This window comes from Streptomyces sp. NPDC058457 (genome assembly GCF_042720695.1).
Taxonomy (GTDB): Bacteria; Actinomycetota; Actinomycetes; order Streptomycetales; family Streptomycetaceae; genus Streptomyces.
Map to the genome: position 1 here is coordinate 1 of NZ_JBHXLU010000119.1, position 14,463 is coordinate 14,463.

17 protein-coding genes are annotated in these 14,463 nt (G+C 71.0%); 8 read left to right on the forward strand and 9 right to left on the reverse strand.

Translation table 11 applies throughout. The features are described from left to right. Positions 1–155 precede the first annotated feature (155 nt). Complete coding sequence (locus ACFWPS_RS48475) at positions 156–527, reverse strand: GntR family transcriptional regulator (RefSeq protein ID WP_383719292.1); 372 nt, start codon at positions 525–527, stop codon at positions 156–158. Positions 528–596: 69 nt separating this feature from the next. On the opposite strand from ACFWPS_RS48475, the gene ACFWPS_RS48480 reads away from it, so the two are divergent. Both ACFWPS_RS48480 and ACFWPS_RS48485 read left to right on the forward strand, forming a co-directional pair. After that, positions 597–1,526 (forward strand): GNAT family N-acetyltransferase, encoded by a 930-nt coding sequence (locus ACFWPS_RS48480; protein WP_383719295.1) that lies wholly within the window; start codon positions 597–599, stop codon positions 1,524–1,526. Next, positions 1,507–2,007, forward strand: coding sequence for a DUF402 domain-containing protein (locus ACFWPS_RS48485; protein WP_383719298.1), 501 nt, complete (start codon positions 1,507–1,509; stop codon positions 2,005–2,007). The genes ACFWPS_RS48480 and ACFWPS_RS48485 overlap by 20 nt, the downstream gene beginning before the upstream one ends. A gap of 30 nt (positions 2,008–2,037) precedes the next feature. Here ACFWPS_RS48485 and ACFWPS_RS48490 read toward each other — a convergent pair whose 3' ends face one another. Continuing rightward, positions 2,038–2,652, reverse strand: a complete 615-nt coding sequence (locus ACFWPS_RS48490) for a class I SAM-dependent methyltransferase (protein WP_383719300.1) — start codon at positions 2,650–2,652, stop codon at positions 2,038–2,040. Positions 2,653–2,792: 140 nt separating this feature from the next. Between ACFWPS_RS48490 and ACFWPS_RS48495 the strand changes: the two genes are divergently transcribed. Further along, positions 2,793–2,927 carry a hypothetical protein gene (locus ACFWPS_RS48495; RefSeq protein ID WP_302832631.1) on the forward strand — a complete coding sequence of 45 codons (135 nt, stop codon included), beginning with the start codon at positions 2,793–2,795 and terminating at the stop codon, positions 2,925–2,927. Positions 2,928–2,949: 22 nt separating this feature from the next. On the opposite strand, the gene ACFWPS_RS48500 is transcribed toward ACFWPS_RS48495, so the two are convergent. Further along, on the reverse strand, positions 2,950–3,399 hold the full coding sequence (locus tag ACFWPS_RS48500; RefSeq protein ID WP_383719303.1) for a GNAT family N-acetyltransferase: 450 nt from the start codon (positions 3,397–3,399) through the stop codon (positions 2,950–2,952). A 184-nt stretch (positions 3,400–3,583) separates the two neighbouring features. Here ACFWPS_RS48500 and ACFWPS_RS48505 point away from each other — a divergent pair, with 184 nt between their 5' ends. Then, positions 3,584–4,519 (forward strand): lytic polysaccharide monooxygenase, encoded by a 936-nt coding sequence (locus ACFWPS_RS48505; RefSeq protein WP_383719305.1) that lies wholly within the window; start codon positions 3,584–3,586, stop codon positions 4,517–4,519. A gap of 73 nt (positions 4,520–4,592) precedes the next feature. On the opposite strand, the gene ACFWPS_RS48510 is transcribed toward ACFWPS_RS48505, so the two are convergent. Both ACFWPS_RS48510 and ACFWPS_RS48515 read right to left on the reverse strand, forming a co-directional pair. Further along, positions 4,593–5,453: an esterase/lipase family protein gene (locus ACFWPS_RS48510; protein ID WP_383719308.1), complete on the reverse strand. Its 861-nt coding sequence runs from the start codon at positions 5,451–5,453 to the stop codon at positions 4,593–4,595. Between the two features lie 169 nt (positions 5,454–5,622). Further along, positions 5,623–6,069, reverse strand: a complete 447-nt coding sequence (locus ACFWPS_RS48515; protein WP_383719311.1) for a MarR family winged helix-turn-helix transcriptional regulator — start codon at positions 6,067–6,069, stop codon at positions 5,623–5,625. A gap of 85 nt (positions 6,070–6,154) precedes the next feature. On the opposite strand from ACFWPS_RS48515, the gene ACFWPS_RS48520 reads away from it, so the two are divergent. Continuing rightward, on the forward strand, positions 6,155–6,529 hold the full coding sequence (locus ACFWPS_RS48520; protein ID WP_383719314.1) for a cupin domain-containing protein: 375 nt from the start codon (positions 6,155–6,157) through the stop codon (positions 6,527–6,529). On the opposite strand, the gene ACFWPS_RS48525 is transcribed toward ACFWPS_RS48520, so the two are convergent. Beyond that, the gene (locus tag ACFWPS_RS48525; RefSeq protein ID WP_383719317.1) at positions 6,489–6,758 is read right to left on the reverse strand and encodes a hypothetical protein; all 270 of its coding nucleotides are present in this window, start codon (positions 6,756–6,758) and stop codon (positions 6,489–6,491) included. The genes ACFWPS_RS48520 and ACFWPS_RS48525 overlap by 41 nt on opposite strands. A gap of 50 nt (positions 6,759–6,808) precedes the next feature. Continuing rightward, positions 6,809–7,321 (reverse strand): hypothetical protein, encoded by a 513-nt coding sequence (locus ACFWPS_RS48530; protein ID WP_383719374.1) that lies wholly within the window; start codon positions 7,319–7,321, stop codon positions 6,809–6,811. A 199-nt stretch (positions 7,322–7,520) separates the two neighbouring features. On the opposite strand from ACFWPS_RS48530, the gene ACFWPS_RS48535 reads away from it, so the two are divergent. The 3 genes from ACFWPS_RS48535 to ACFWPS_RS48545 all read left to right on the forward strand — a co-directional run bounded on the left by ACFWPS_RS48535 (position 7,521) and on the right by ACFWPS_RS48545 (position 9,329). Beyond that, complete coding sequence (locus ACFWPS_RS48535) at positions 7,521–8,213, forward strand: TetR/AcrR family transcriptional regulator (protein ID WP_383719319.1); 693 nt, start codon at positions 7,521–7,523, stop codon at positions 8,211–8,213. A gap of 432 nt (positions 8,214–8,645) precedes the next feature. Beyond that, positions 8,646–9,140: a nucleoside deaminase gene (locus tag ACFWPS_RS48540; protein WP_383719322.1), complete on the forward strand. Its 495-nt coding sequence runs from the start codon at positions 8,646–8,648 to the stop codon at positions 9,138–9,140. 18 nt (positions 9,141–9,158) lie between these two features. Further along, positions 9,159–9,329, forward strand: a complete 171-nt coding sequence (locus tag ACFWPS_RS48545; RefSeq protein WP_383719324.1) for a hypothetical protein — start codon at positions 9,159–9,161, stop codon at positions 9,327–9,329. 433 nt (positions 9,330–9,762) lie between these two features. Here ACFWPS_RS48545 and ACFWPS_RS48550 read toward each other — a convergent pair whose 3' ends face one another. Continuing rightward, the gene (locus ACFWPS_RS48550) at positions 9,763–10,743 is read right to left on the reverse strand and encodes an ImpB/MucB/SamB family protein (RefSeq protein ID WP_383719377.1); all 981 of its coding nucleotides are present in this window, start codon (positions 10,741–10,743) and stop codon (positions 9,763–9,765) included. Positions 10,744–10,748: 5 nt separating this feature from the next. After that, complete coding sequence (locus ACFWPS_RS48555; protein WP_383719326.1) at positions 10,749–14,201, reverse strand: DNA polymerase III subunit alpha; 3,453 nt, start codon at positions 14,199–14,201, stop codon at positions 10,749–10,751. Positions 14,202–14,463 lie beyond the last annotated feature (262 nt).

A 14,463-nucleotide genomic window follows, 5' to 3' on the forward strand; every position in this document is an offset into this window, starting at 1 on the left:
CGCCCGCTCGTTGGCCCCCCCCGCTCGTTTCCCCCCCCAGCTCGTTTCCCCCGCCAGCTCGTTTCCCCCGCCAGCTCGTTTCCCCCGCCAGCTCGTTTCCCCCGCCGCAGCGGCGATCAGCCACGACGGCGTATTCCGGCGGTGCCGAGCTCCCTTCAGCCCTCCCCATACGCCGCCCGCAACGCATCCCGTACCGCGGCCAGCGCCTCCTTCTCCCCCAGCCCCAGGCGTCGGACCCGCTCGGCGTAGGCCTGTGCGGCCAGCGACGCCTCGCGGTCGGCGGCCGAGCCCGCCGCGGCGACGAACGTCCCGTTGCGGCCCCGGGTCTCGATCACCCCGTCCGTCTCCAGCGCCCGGTACGCCTTGGCCACCGTGTTCACCGCCAGGCCCAGCGACTCGGCCAGCCCCCTGACCGTCGGCAGCCGGTACCCCACCGGCAGCACCCCGCCCCGCGCCTGCTCGGAGATCTGCGCCCGCACCTGCTCGTACGGCGGCGCGCTGTCATCGATGTGGATCTTCAAGGTCACGGCCCGATTCTCCCGCACCCGCCGGAAAATGAGAGGCATCCGCCACATGTCCCGCATAGCGTGCGGCTCATGACAGTGATCGTGCGTGACCTGCGCACCGACGTCCGGTCGGACGCCGAGGGCTTCGCCCGGGTCCGGCGGCTCGCCCTCCCCTACATGCTGTTCACCCCGGAGTCCCTGGTCCACGACCTCACGCACACCCACCCGGACGCCCGCTTCCGCCAGCTGATCGCGGAGGAGGACGGCGAGATCGTCGGCACCGCCCAGGTCGGCCTCGCCCACGAGAGCACGGAACCGGGCCAGGGCTTCGCCAACGTGTACGTGCATCCGGAGCGCACCGGCCGGGGCGCCGGCACCCTCCTCGCCCGTACGGCGGAGGAACACCTGTCGGCCGTCGGCGCGACCACGTCGTACGCCTGGGTCCTGGACGCCCCGTCCAACCGCGCCTTCGCCGAGCGGCACGGCTACACCGCGAGCCGCTCCGCCCACTTCCTCCGTCTCGACCTCGCGCACGGCGCCCTCCCCCCACTGCGGACTCCCCCGCCCGGCGTGGAGCTGCGCACCGCCGCCGACTTCGCCGACGACCCGCGTCCGCTCTTCGCTCTCGACGCGGACACGACGTCGGACGAGCCGAGCGACATCGACTACGAGTTCTCCGACTACGAGGCCTGGCTGGACGGCACCTGGCGGCACCCGCTGTTCAGCCGGGAGCTGACCTCGGTCGTCCTGGTCGACGGCCGCCTCGCCGCCTTCAGCGCGGCCCGGTCCGACGGCGGCACCCGGTACGGCACCGTCATGACCGGCACCGCCCGTGCCTTCCGCGGCCGGGGTCTGGCCAAGCTCGCCAAGAACGACTCCCTGCACCGCGCCCGCGCCGCCGGCTTCACGCAGGCGTTCACGGGCAACGACAGCGGCAACGGCCCGATGCTGGCGATCAACAAGTGGTTCGGGTACGACATCTGCGCGACGGAGGTCAGGTATGTCCGCGAACTCGGCTGAATCTGCAGGCACGGTGGACGTCGTGCTGGTCAAGGCGGGCCGCACGAAGATCCGTTACCCCGCCGAGCTGCTGCACGACGACGGCACCAGGATCGCCGTGCGCGCCCCCTGGGCCGGCGACACGCCCCGCGACTTCGGCTTCGTCCGCTTCGAACAGGGCGATGTCTTCACCGAGTTCTACTGGCGCGACCGCTGGTACGCGGTGAAGGAGGTCCGCGCCGCCGACGGCACGCTGAAGGGGTGGTACTGCGACGTCACCCGTCCGGCGACGCTCAGCGGCGGCCGGCTGGTCGTCGAGGACCTCGACCTGGACCTGTGGCGTTCCGCCGACGGCACGGACGTACGCCGGCTGGACGAGGACGAGTTCGCCGAGAGCGGTCTTGCGGAACGGGACCCGGAGGCCGCGGCGGCGGCCGTGGCCGCGCTCGACACGCTGGAGGCGCTGGCCGGCGAGCCGGATTTCGCCGCCCTGCTGTCCTGAGGCCCCCCTCGCAGCCGCCCTGAAGCCCCCTCACACCGTCGCCACCACCGCGTACCGCTCGTCGTCGACCTCCTTCCCCCACAGCACCGCCGCCGCGGACAGCCGCTCCACGCGCACGTCCACGGCGAGCGGCGCGAGGAGGCCGGTGAGCCGGTCGGCGGGTATGCCGACGGGGGCGACGGCTCCCCACACGCCCTCCACCAGCACGAACCGCCCTCCGGGCCGGAGCAGCCCGCGCCAGTGCCGCAGCACGCGCGCGGGGTCGGGCAGCGTCCACAGCACATGCCGCACGAGCACGGTGTCGAACAGCTGCTCGCCCACCGGCGGTACCGCCGCGTCGCCGAGCAGGAACACCGCGTCACGGCCGGCGAGCTTGGCGCGGGCCCGCTCCACCATCGCCGGGGAGCTGTCGACCCCCGTGACGCGATGGCCCTGCTCGGCGGCGAGGAGGGACAGGCTGCCGGTGCCGCAGCCGAGGTCGAGGACATCGGCGGGACGGACGGGCAGCCACGCCCGGAGCCGCTCCGCCCAGGCCGCGCGGACCTCGGGCGCACCCAGCCCATGATCGGGCTCCGCGTCGAAGGTGGCGGCCTGCGCATCCCAGTCGACACTCACCGCAACTGTCCGATCACTGTCGTTCGTCATGCCCCCAGAGTGACACCCACCACTGACACTCGATCCGTGTGACAGCGACCACTGACAGACCGGCATCGATGAGGAACTCTCGCCAAAAGCGTCTACCTCCGTGACAACACGGATCTCGGTAGGCACTGAAGGAGGCAGCCATGCGCCGCGAAACCGTGCAGAAGCCCCTGAAGAGGACGGACCGCCGCCGGACCCGCGAGGAGGCCGACGAGCGCCCCGCAGGACGCCCGGAGGTGCGGAAGGACATCGCACGAACCTGGTGGCCGGACGGCTGACCGGGCCCGCTCCCCGGGCCCTTCAGTCCAGCCGCTTGCGGTAGTGGATCCGGTCGTACGGCCCGTCCACGCGCCGCTCGACGACTTCGTAGCCGTACTTCGGGTAGATCTTCCGGTTCTCCCACATCAGCGCGTTCGTGTAGAGCCTGACCTCGGACAGGCCGAGCGCACGCGCGCGTGCGTCCACGAACTCCAGCAGCCGTCGTCCCGCCCCCTGGCCGTGCGCGTCGGGGTGGACGGCGATGCTGTCGAGGAACAGGTGGTCGTCGTAGACCTCGATGACGACGAGCCCGATCACCGGCTCCCCGACGACGAACACCCGGCCCGCGGCCACGTTCGCCGTGTGGTCCGCCTCCATGGGCTGTGGCACCACCCCGATGCGTGCAATGTAGGGGTGGTACGCCATATCGGTCACGGCCTTCACGGCCGGTACGTCGGCGGCCCGGGCGGGCCGGATCTCGTCGTCGGTCATGGCGTGAACGCTAACTACCTCAGCGCAGTCTGAGCACTCCCTTAAGACGACCATAAGGATCTCCGTCGCCCGCTCCCAGCAGGCGATTTCACGGTTCCTTGGGGCTAGCTTTCTGATCGCCCCCACGGGATTCGGCCCGGCGGGACCGGGCCCGCCCCCGAGGACCGCTCCGAGGAGTCTCCGCATGCTCGCAACACGCCGCCAGATCGCCGCCGCCGTCGCGCTCGGCGTGGGTGCGGTCGCGTTCGCCGCCGCGCCCGCGTCCGCGCACGGCACGATGGGGGACCCGGTCAGCCGGGTCGCCCAGTGTTACGCGGAGAACCCGGAGAGCCCGAAGTCGGACGCCTGCAAGGCAGCGGTCGCCGCCGGTGGCACCCAGGCCCTCTACGACTGGAACGGCATCCGCATCGGTGACGCGAACGGGCAGCACCAGGCGCTGATCCCGGACGGCCGGCTGTGCAGCGCGAACAACGACGAGTTCAAGGGCCTCGACCTGGCCCGCGCCGACTGGCCGGCGACGAACGTCAGCGGCGGGTCGTACACCTTCAGATACCGGGTGACCGCGCCGCACAAGGGCACCTTCAAGGTGTACCTCACCAAGGCGGGTTACGACCCGGCCAAGCCGCTGGCCTGGGCGGACCTGGATCTCGACCACCCGGTGGCGGCGGCCGTCGACCCGGTCGCCGCCGGCGGCTTCTACACGTTCTCCGGCGCCCTCCCCGAGCGCACCGGCCGCCAGCTGCTGTACGCGGTCTGGCAGCGCTCGGACAGCCCGGAGGCCTTCTACTCCTGCTCGGACGTGGACTTCGGAGCCACCGGTACCGCCACCGGCGCCGCCCCGGCCCCGGCCGCCTCCGCCCCCACCGACGAGCAGATCTCGGCCGGTGCCGACAAGTCGACGATCGAGCACGGCGGTCACGGCGACGACGATGCGAGCACGTCGGCCGAACCGGTCGCCGAGGCCAACTCGCCCGAGCCCGCCGGAAGTGCGGGGACGACGCTCGCCGCGACCGGCGGCGACGGATCCACGCCGTACCTCGCGATCGGCGGGGCGGCCGCTCTGGCGCTGGGCTCCGGCGCGCTCTTCCTGTCGGTACGGCGGCGGGCACCGCGGCGCTGATCCCTCATGGTTCCGGGGCCTGACCGGCGGCTCAGGTCGGACAGGCCCCGGCGGCGTTCAGTTGGGCAGTGGCTCAGCTGAACGCCGACGCACAGGTGGTGGTGCCGGCGTGCGCCGGGTCGAGCGCGTTGGCCACCTCGTGGAAGGCGATCCGGTCGAAGAGCCCGATCGCCACGTGCTCGGAGAGGTCGAGCGGGCAGAGGTCCTGGAGCAGGACGTTGTGGACGTCGGAGCCGCTCAGGTACTGGCTCTGCCAGGGCGTGGCCACCTCGTCGTACTTGGTGGCGATGACCGTGTAGTGCACTCCGGAGACGGTGTCGCCGCCCGCGTTGAGCTTGGTGAGGAAGGCGGAGCCGGGGATCTGGTCGGCGAGGCCGGGGGTGGTGGCCTTGATCAGGTCCGAGGCGCCGGGGAAGTACGGCAGCAGGTTGGTGAGGCCGCTGATGGTGGCGCCGTGGTTGTCGGGGGCGAGGCCGACGAGGGCGTTCACCTTGGCGGCACCGCCGAGGAACTTGAGGTAGTAGCGGGGCATCATGCCGCCCTGGGAGTGGCCGACGAGGTCGGCCTTGGCGGCGCCGGTCGCGGCGAGCACTTTGTCTACGAAGGCCGAGAGTTGCTCTGCCGACTTGTCGATGGGGCCGAGGCCGTAGAAGACGGGTACGCCGTCCAGCTGGCCGTAGTCGAGGGAGAAGACGCAGTAGCCGCGGTCCTCCAGGTACGGGGCGAGGGAGAGCCAGTTGTCGACGGAGTTGCCGAGGGTGCCGTGGACCAGGATCACCGGGCGGGGGTGGGCGGTGGAGGGGCGGCAGGAGTAGTCGTTCCAGCCGGTGGTGGGGGCACTGGACGCGTGGGCGGTGGCGGCGGGAACGGTGGCGACGGCGGCGGCGAGGAGCAGTGCGGTCAGGGGTCTGAGCACTCGTTTCCAGGGCAGCATCGTGTGATCTCCTTGCGGCTCAAGGGATGTGCGACGGCCTTACGCCCTGTGATCCGGATCACGAAGGATGCTGTTCACTCATCAAGTTACGGACGAGTAGTGCAAGCGTGAAGTTACGCGTCGGTAAAACTTCCGAGTAACCGGCCGCACACCGCCACCTGATGGGGTGTCACCAGCTGGGCCTGAGGGGACCATAGGGTGCGATACGGGCCAAAGACTCCCGCAATACGCGCACTTCCCCCTCCCCCAGCACATCCCCCCACCCCCGCACGACCTCCGCGGCCGCCTCCTCCGCGGCCCGCGTGCACGCCCACCCCCGCTCGGTGAGCACGATCAGCCGCGCCCGCGCGTCCCCGGGGTGCGGCCGGCGCTCGGCATACCCCCTGCGCACGATTTCATCGACAAGCTGACTTGCCGCCTGCTTGGTCACCCCGAGGTGCACGGCGAGTTCGGTGACGGTGGCCCCGTCCGGGGCGAGCCGCGCGAAGGCGAAGCCATGGGCAGGCCTGACCCCCTCGAAGCCGCGGGCGACGACCCCTTCGTCAATGCGCCGGGTCAGCTCACCGGCTGCGGCGAGCAGGGCTGCGGACAGGGCCATGGCCTCGGAGTTCTGCACGGAGGCATTGAAACACCCTCGACGGACCGGTCAAGCAGCTTGACCATATAGTCAAGCTACTTGACCATCTCTCCAGGAGGCACCCATGCCCGTCGTCCGCTCCACCGAGGCCACCACCCACGAGACCCACGGCGCCCGCTTCGTCTCGTACGCCACTCCCCGCACCGGCAGCAAGGAACTGTGCGCCTGGCGAGGGGAGATACCGGCCGGGACCAGGGCTCCCGCCCACACCGTCACCCGGGAGGAGATCTTCCACCTGCTCGTCGGCGAACTCCTGGTCACCCTCGACGGCCGTACCGACCGCGTCCGCGCCGGCGACACCGTCATCGTCAACCCCGGCGCCACCCTCGCCATCGAGAACCCGACCGACCACACCGCGCTCTCCTGGGTCACCACGTCCATCGGCCTGGAGGCCGAACTCACCGACGGCACCCGGATCGTGCCGCCGTGGGCCAACTGACGTAGCGGAGCGCGCCCGTGCCGTGCACTCCCAGGGCTGACCAGCCCTTGGGTTCCGGCAGCTTGCGCACGCGTGCGGTGGAGCTGCGGTCGGCGTACGCCCGCCGGGCCAGCCGGATCGAGTGGTCCCGGTCCGTCGGCGGCCCCCAGATCGCCGGCCCGGCCAGCCTCATGGCGCCGAACGCCATCCGCCGCACCGGTCTGTCGCCGAGCCGGACCCTGCCGGGCACGCCGGACTCGCACGCCGCGCCTGGTCGCCGCGATCCTCGGTCGACACGGGTCAGCCCCTGGGGGTCGAGCGGGACAGGCGGATCGCCGAGACGAGGAAGAAGATCCCGCCGAGCGTGGCGTAGCCGGCGAGGGTGGTCAGCGAGGGGTCGTCCTGTGAGGCGCTCCGGACGAAGGACGCGCCTGCCAGCACCGAGATGCCGCCGCTGGCGATCATCGCCCACTGGCCGCCCATCGGCCGTCGCGCGACGCCTACGAGGAGCTGGACCAGACCGGAGACGACCGCCCACGCACCCCAGACGCGCAGCACGTCAGCGACGCCCGAGGTGCTGGCGACCGCGACGCCGACGGCGGCGAGCGCGCTGACGGCCATGTTGGCGTACAGGCCCTTGACCGGCCCGGTGGCGCGCGCCGACCTGGCGTCGACGATGGCCGCGGCAACGTCGAAGGCGGGATAGAGGAACAGCAGCAGCTTGGCCCCGGTGGTGAGATCGGAGCCGGACGCCAGCAGGAGCGCCGCCCACGCGGCGGCGAAGGCGAAACGGATGAAGTACAGCCGGCGCAGGGCGGGCGTGGCGCCGACGTGCTCGGCGGAGGCGGCGGAGCGCCGGAGTGCGGGACGGGCGGCAGGACGGATCACGGGAAACCTCATCTCGAAGTAGAGAGAACGATCTCTCTCTCGCTCGCAGCCTGACACACCCCTTCCACTGAAACAAGAGAGAACGTTCTACCTAACCCATAGAGAGATCGTTCTACCTGCTACGATGAGCGATATGACGCAGACGGAACCCGGCACCGGCAGGAGAGTCTCCGAGGCCCGAGAGCGGCTCCTGAGGACCGCCGGGCAGCTCTTCTACACCGAGGGCATCCACACGGTGGGGGTCGACCGCCTGGTCGCGGAGGCGAAGGTCACCAACGCCACCTTCTACCGCCACTTCCGCAGCAAAGAAGACCTGGCCGTCGCCTACATCGGAAGCGTCGACCAGGCGATCCGCACCCAGATCGGCTCCCTGATGGCCGCGGACGTGCCGACCGACGGCATCCTGCGGGGCATCGGTGCGTCCCTGGTCGAGCAGATCCGCTCGCCCGGCTACCGCGGATGCGCCTTCCTCAACGCGGCAGCGGAATTCCCCGCTCCCGGCCACCCGGTCCACCGGGCCGTCGTGCAACACCGCGAGTGGTTCCTGCAGACGATCACCGGACTGTTCGCCGAGATCACGGACGCGTCCGCCGAGCACGCCGGGCGGCACTTCGTCATGCTCCGCGACGGCGCGATGAGCGCCGGCTACCTCGGCGACCCCGTCATGGCCGGCGAGACCCTGCTGCGCGGCATCGAAGGACTGCTGCGGGTCCACACCGCCCGTGGGCTCGACGAGGGCGCCGCCCCCGCGCCCGACCAGGCACCTTCGGCAGGCGCGACGGTCTCCGACATCGAGTGCTCGCCGCCCGGCGCGTAGCGGTCGGGGCACGACCGGCCGCGTTCAGCGCCGAGCGGGCCAGGGCGCGGGTCACCCTCAGCCAGGACGCGGGAGCCAAACACCGGCAGGCATCGACTACGGCACCGAGGAATGACAGAAACGCGAAACGGGCCTCTGTCCGGGACTTTCGTCATTGCCAGAAGCCCGTTTCGTCGGTACCTGTCACGGCAGGGTCCCTTGCATGATCGAGATCTGTCCGGATTCATCCGGTGAGGCCGAGGGCGGTCAGGGATCTGCGGCAGTCGCGGGCAGTGAGGCGGAGGGCGGCGGCCAGGTCCCTCCGGGGTTCGCTTCGGTTCCTGAGTCGGCGGCCGGATCTGAACAGACCTAGCGGAAACGAAGGCTCTGGCCCAGCCGGAGTCATACGTATAACCTTCCCTTCCGCCGGGTTCAACCTCCGAGGAGAGCATGATGCAGCCGTCACTGAACCAGCCGACCGACCAGGACCGAGCTCACCTGCTTGCCGCTATCGAGCTCGCGGCCCGCGCGCGCAAGCACGGAAACCACCCGTTCGGCGCGCTGTTGACCGACTCCACGGGGAACGTCCTGCTCACAGCTGAGAACACGGTCCTGACCGAACGCGACCTCACCGGGCACGCGGAGACCAACCTGGTGCGGTCGGCTTCACGGACGCTGGAGCCGAGTCAGCTCCTCGAGGCCACGATGTACACCAGCACCGAACCGTGTGCGATGTGTTCCGGCGCTGTCTATTGGAGCGGTATCCGCCGAGTCGTGTACGCGCTCGCGGCCACGGAGCTGAACGTCCTCGCGGGAGCGGATCCCGACGAACCACTGCTCGACCTGCCGTGCCGCCGGGTCTTCGAGGCAGGCGGGAACATGGTGGAGGTGTCCGGGCCGTACCTGTACGAGGAGGCGGCAGCGGTGCATGCCGGGTATTGGGGGTAGGGGTGGGCGCAGGGGCCGTTGCGTGACCGCACGTTGCAGTCCCTGCTGGACACCTTTGGCACCCCTCTGACGCGCAAGTACATCACCACGATCAGCTGGTTCAGCATGCTGAGCCTGTTCCTGAACGGCCACCGCGTCCCGATGGAGACCACCGACAAGATCGGCACCCGAACCTCGCCACTGGGGTAGAAGAGCCAGCGACCAAACGCATCGAACGAGGTCTCATCCCGTCCTGCTGCCCGCACGCGCCGTCACGATCGATCCGCACTCACAGTCCACCGACCCAGGTGTTGCCTCGACGTCGTTCAGTCCCGAGGAGCGACCTCAGCGGTCGCCCAAACATTCATCTGGAAGGGCGACATCTTCCCCGGCGGCACCACGCTCTCGTCCTACGAGGGGCTGTAGGTCCCCACCTTCGACAGCGGCGGCGTTGTGCACTCCACTTGACGAACGGTGCCAACCGGAATGCACAGTCACACCAGCCGGTTGCGTACCGTTGGCGCCACCCTTTCGGCATGCCGCCGGAATGGGCGCATTCACGCAACGGCAAGGCCGGAGACGTCTCCCTCGACCGTCCTGCACAGACGCCTGCTCACAGCCCGGACATCCGTGTGCTCAACAATCAGTCGGCCAGAGTCACCGGGCGGATGGCCCTCGGTCCGAAGCGGCGGCGGGCACGGTCCGCGGCGGCTTCGGCCGCACGGGCACGATCGTCGCCGGGGTCCAGGGAGAGCTGCCGGTAGGCGCTGTCGGCCGGCCGCAGTCCGTCGGCGCGGATCGCGAAGGCGCGGACTCTTGCGCGCTGCAGCCCGAGGGAGGCCAGCAGCCCCAGGGCCGCCGCGGTGAGGGCCGGTGAGTGATCGGTGGGTTCCGGCAGGGCACGTGTGCGCGTGGTGGAGCTGCGGTCGGCGTACCGCACCGTGAGGGTGAGCCGGCCGGCGACCTGGCTCTCACCCCGCAGTCGTTGGCCGATCCGGTCGGCGAGCCCCAGCACTGCGCGGTGGTGCTGGGCAGGATCGAGGGAGTCCCGTTCCAGTACGAGGTCGGCCAGCAGATGCGCTGCCGGTTCCGCGGGGGTGACCGGGCGGAGGTCGTGGCCGCGGGCGCGTTCGGCCAGCAGTCGGGCGGGGCCTGCGCCGAGCAGTCGCTGCAGTGTTCCCGCGGGCAGTTCGACGACCTGGCCGATGGTGTGCAGGCCGTATCTGCCGAGTGTCTCCGCCGTGGCGCGGCCGATCCCCGGGAGCGCGGTGACCGGCCGCGGATACAGCCAGTCGGCCGCGTCGGCGGTGGGAACCCAGGTGGTCTCGCCGGGCGCGGAGGCGTCGGCGGCCATCGCCGCGAGCATGCGGTTGCCCGCGAGCCCGGCGCTGCAGTCGATGCCGTAGAGGGCCTTCAGTTTGAGCTTCGCCAGCTGGACCACGTCGTAGGGGGACAGGTCGAAGTACCGGAGCGCCGACGTCAGGTCCAGTTGAACGGCGTTGGGCGGTACGGCCTGCACATGAGGCGTGATATCAGACATCAGTTCGATCGCGTTGCCGTACTGGGCCTCACTCCGTACGTCGTGCAGGTGAAGGTGGGCGATGTGCCGCTGCCGCGTACCGATCCCGCTCATCCCGCGCTCCCCGGACTTCGGTGGCCGAACTTCTTCAGGTCGGCCGAGCGGGTGCCGGCCGGCTGGAGGTCGGCGTACGGGTGGAGGCGGGCGCCCGCGGTGCCGTCGGCCAGGGTGCGGTGCGGCTGGGCGGGCGTCGGGTGCGGGCGGCTCCGGCCGAGGAGGGCGAGGGCGGCCTCGGGGCCGTTGTCGCGGCGGGCGGCGGCGATCTCGTCCAGGTCCCAGGCCATGGTCCCGACGACGGTACGACGGGTGCCGCGCACCTGGACCGTGCCGCGGACGAGGAGCAGCCCGCTGTGGAACACGGTGTACGCGCACGCCGGGTGCGAGTCCTCGAAGAACGCCAGGTCGACCAGGCCGGACCCGTCCTCCAGCGTGACGAAGATGATCCGCTTGCCGCTCGCGATCGGCGGGGTCTGGGTCGAGGCCCGCACCCCGGCGACGAGGACCTGCCGGCCGGCGCGCATCCCGGCCAGGTGCGCCGCGTCGGTCGCGCCGATCTCGCGCAGCAGCCGGTGATGGTGCTCCATCAGGTGCCGGGAGACATCGATGCCGAGGGTGCTCAGCTCGGCGCTCAGGGCCTCGCGGCCGGTCATCTCCGGCAGACCGCTCGGCTCCGCCCCGCCGACGGCGTCCGTGTCGATAGGCAACTGCCCCTTGCCCGCGGACCGCACCCGGGAGGCTCGGTGGAGTTCGGCGATCTGGAGCAGCAGGTCACGGCGCGTGAGACGGCCGTCGTGAAGACCGTTCAGGGCACCGATCTCGGCGAGGCGTTCGGCGACCGGTCTGCTGGGACGGGCCCGCTGCCAGAAGTCGGACAGCGATCCGTACGGCTGCCCCTCCTCGATCCGCGCACGCTCGTCCTCGCTGATGCCCCGCACCCCGGACAGGGCGAGCCGCACACCCCACTGGTCTCCGTCGGCCTTCTCCACCGTGTGGCGCACCCGGGAGTGATTGACGTCGACGGGCAGGACAGGGACACCGCCGCGGCGGGCGTCGGCGACCAGGACCCGCTTGGGCCACATCCCGGGGTCGTGTTCGAGCAGGCCCGCCAGCAGGAACGCCGGATAGTGCGCCTTGAGCCAGGCGCTCTGCAGCGCCGGTACGGCGAAGGCGACCGCGTGGGCGCGGCAGAAGCCGTACGCGCCGAAGGCCTCGACGGTCTTCCAGACCTCGTCCCGGACGTCCGCGCCGTAGCCGCGCGCGCGGGCCTTCTCGTGGAACCAGTCCCTGATCCTGGGCAGTTGCTCCTTGTCGCCGAGCGCTCGCCGGGTGATCTCGCCGAAGGCCCGGTCGCAGCCGGTCAGTACCCGCAGTGTCTCGATGATCTGCTCGTGCCAGATGGTCACGCCGTAGGTGTCGGCGAGGACTGGTTCGAGGTCTGGGTGGGCGTATGCGGGTGTGCCGCCGTGGCGGGCGGCGATGTACCGCTCGGGCATGCCGCCGGCGACCGGGCCGGGGCGGAAGAGGCTGATGTCGGCGATGACGTCCTGGACGTCACGCGGCTGCAGCCGGGACAGGAGGTCCTGCTGGCCGGGCGACTCCAGCTGGAACAGGCCCAGGGTCTGGCTGGCCTGGATGAGCTTGAAGGCGAAGACGTCGTCGAGCGGCACCTGATGCGGGTTGTCCAGGTCGATGTGGTTGCCGGTGGTGCGTTCGATCTCGGCGACCGCGTGGGCCATCGCGGACTGCATCCGGACGCCCAGGACGTCGAGTTTGATGTTGCCCAGCGCTTCGATCTCCTCCTTCGCGGCCATGGCCATGGGGTAGTCGCCCTGCGGGGTGGGCTGCACCGGCAGCCGGTCCAGGAGGGTGGCGTCGCTGATGACCACGCCGCAGGGGTGCATGGCCATGCCGTGGACCAGGGAGTCGAGGCCCTCGGCGAGCTCCCACAACGGTCCGTAGCGGTGTGCCTCGGTGGCCAGTTGCCGCAGTTCGGGCAGTTCGGCGAGCGCACTGGTGATGTCGCAGGCGCGCAGGTGCGGGAAGCTCTTGGCGATCCGGTCCACGTCCGCGGGCGCGATCCCCAGCGCAAGGCCGGCGTCCCGCAGGGCCCTGCGCGCCCGGTAGGTCTCGGGCATCGCGGTGACCGCCACCCGCTCCTTGCCGAAGCGTTCGAAGATCGTGTCGTAGCACTCCAGGCGTCGGGCGGACTCCACGTCGATGTCGATGTCGGGCAGTGACTCCCGGCGCATGCTGAGGAAGCGTTCGAACAGCAGGCTGTGGTCGAGCGGGTTGGCGGTGGCGATGTCCAGGGCGTGGCAGACCAGGGAGCCGGCGCCGGAGCCACGGGCCGCGACCCGGATGCCCTTGGCCCGGATGTCGGCGACGACCTGTCCGACGGCGAGGAAGTACGCGTCGTAGTTCCAGTGGGAGATGACGGCGAGTTCCTCGTCCAGTCGGGCGAGTGCCTCCCGGTCGCGGTCGAGGCCGCGTCGGACCAGGCCGGCCTCGCTGCGCAGGCGGAGCAGCCGGGCCGCGCCGTCGGCCCCGGGTTCGGCGCCGAAGAGGGCAGGTTCGGGAAGGTGCGGTGTGCCGAGGCCGAGGTCGGCCGCCGGGTCGACGGTGCACGCGGTCGCGGTGTCCGCGGTGTCCGCCATCAGCCGGCGGGCCCTGCGGGGGTCCGTTCCGGCGCATTCGGCGATCATGCGGGCGACGGCCACCATCCCCCTCTCGTCCTTGAGCCAGCGCTGTCCGCTGTCCAGGCGGCGCCGGTCGATGGGCCGCAGCAGCCTCGCGGCATCCAGGACGTCGGCGAGGCGGTGCTGTTCGGGGTCGGCGTAGCGGACGGCGTTGGAGAGTACGGCGGTGGTACGGGTGCGGTCGGCCAGCGCGAGGGTGCGGGCGGCCAGGCGCAGGGATCCCGGACCGACGCCGGAACGTTTCTGCGCAACGGCTTCCAATCGAACATCCCTTCCGAAGATCTCCTGCCAGGGCGCCAGCAGCTTCATCGCGACGTCCTCCCGGCCGACCGACAGCGCCCGTACCGGCTCGGAGAGCGGCCCGAGCAACACGGTCAGGCCGGGGCCGCCGTACTCGCGCAGCGCCTCCCACGGCACCACCGGCGGCGTACCGGACACGGCACCGACGTGGGCGGCCGACGTGATCCGGCACAGCCGGGCCCAGCCCGCCCTGCTCTGCGCGAGCAGCACGAACCGCAGCGGCGGCTCGACCACATGCGCACCGCCGCGCGCCGGGGTACGGCGACGCTGGACCGGCGGCGGAGGCGCAAGGGCCTCCACCGCCAGATCCACACCGAAGAGCGGCCGGACGGCATCCTTCGCACACGCCCGCGCGAATCGAACAGCCCCGGTGACGGTGTCCCGGTCGGTAAGCGCGAGGGCGGACATGCCCCGCTCGGCCGCCCGCCCGACGAGCTGCTCGGGGTGGGAGGCACCGTAGCGGGCGGAGTAACCGGACGCGACGTGCAGATGGGCGAAGCCCGTCATGCCGCACCTCCATCACTCCACCCCTTTTAAGCCATGCGCCCGATATGTTCATCGTACGCTCGTTCGATTACTCTAGCCTCATCAGCCCCGGTCAGCGACCTGCATTCGAACACATCAGCGATTCTTTGGGGAGGTGGATGACGGCTGAAACAGGCACCGTCCCGTCAGCTCCTCAGCCGGCCACCGCAGTTGAGGAAAATCGTCGCCACGACGGCCACGACACACATCTCGCCGCGGCAACTCGGGCGCCCGGGAGAACGCA

What these genes read in the sequence shown, in the direction of transcription:
- ACFWPS_RS48535 (WP_383719319.1), top strand. Translation starts at nt 7,521, where the DNA reads ATGAGCGATATGACGCAGACGGAACCCGGCACCGGCAGGAGAGTCTCC.
- ACFWPS_RS48555 (WP_383719326.1), bottom strand. Translation starts at nt 14,201, where the DNA reads ATGACGGGCTTCGCCCATCTGCACGTCGCGTCCGGTTACTCCGCCCGC.
- ACFWPS_RS48520 (WP_383719314.1), top strand. Translation starts at nt 6,155, where the DNA reads ATGCCCGTCGTCCGCTCCACCGAGGCCACCACCCACGAGACCCACGGC.
- ACFWPS_RS48480 (WP_383719295.1), top strand. Translation starts at nt 597, where the DNA reads ATGACAGTGATCGTGCGTGACCTGCGCACCGACGTCCGGTCGGACGCC.
- ACFWPS_RS48495 (WP_302832631.1), top strand. Translation starts at nt 2,793, where the DNA reads ATGCGCCGCGAAACCGTGCAGAAGCCCCTGAAGAGGACGGACCGCCGC.
- ACFWPS_RS48510 (WP_383719308.1), bottom strand. Translation starts at nt 5,453, where the DNA reads ATGCTGCCCTGGAAACGAGTGCTCAGACCCCTGACCGCACTGCTCCTC.
- ACFWPS_RS48505 (WP_383719305.1), top strand. Translation starts at nt 3,584, where the DNA reads ATGCTCGCAACACGCCGCCAGATCGCCGCCGCCGTCGCGCTCGGCGTG.
- ACFWPS_RS48485 (WP_383719298.1), top strand. Translation starts at nt 1,507, where the DNA reads ATGTCCGCGAACTCGGCTGAATCTGCAGGCACGGTGGACGTCGTGCTG.
- ACFWPS_RS48540 (WP_383719322.1), top strand. Translation starts at nt 8,646, where the DNA reads ATGCAGCCGTCACTGAACCAGCCGACCGACCAGGACCGAGCTCACCTG.
- ACFWPS_RS48500 (WP_383719303.1), bottom strand. Translation starts at nt 3,399, where the DNA reads ATGACCGACGACGAGATCCGGCCCGCCCGGGCCGCCGACGTACCGGCC.
- ACFWPS_RS48490 (WP_383719300.1), bottom strand. Translation starts at nt 2,652, where the DNA reads ATGACGAACGACAGTGATCGGACAGTTGCGGTGAGTGTCGACTGGGAT.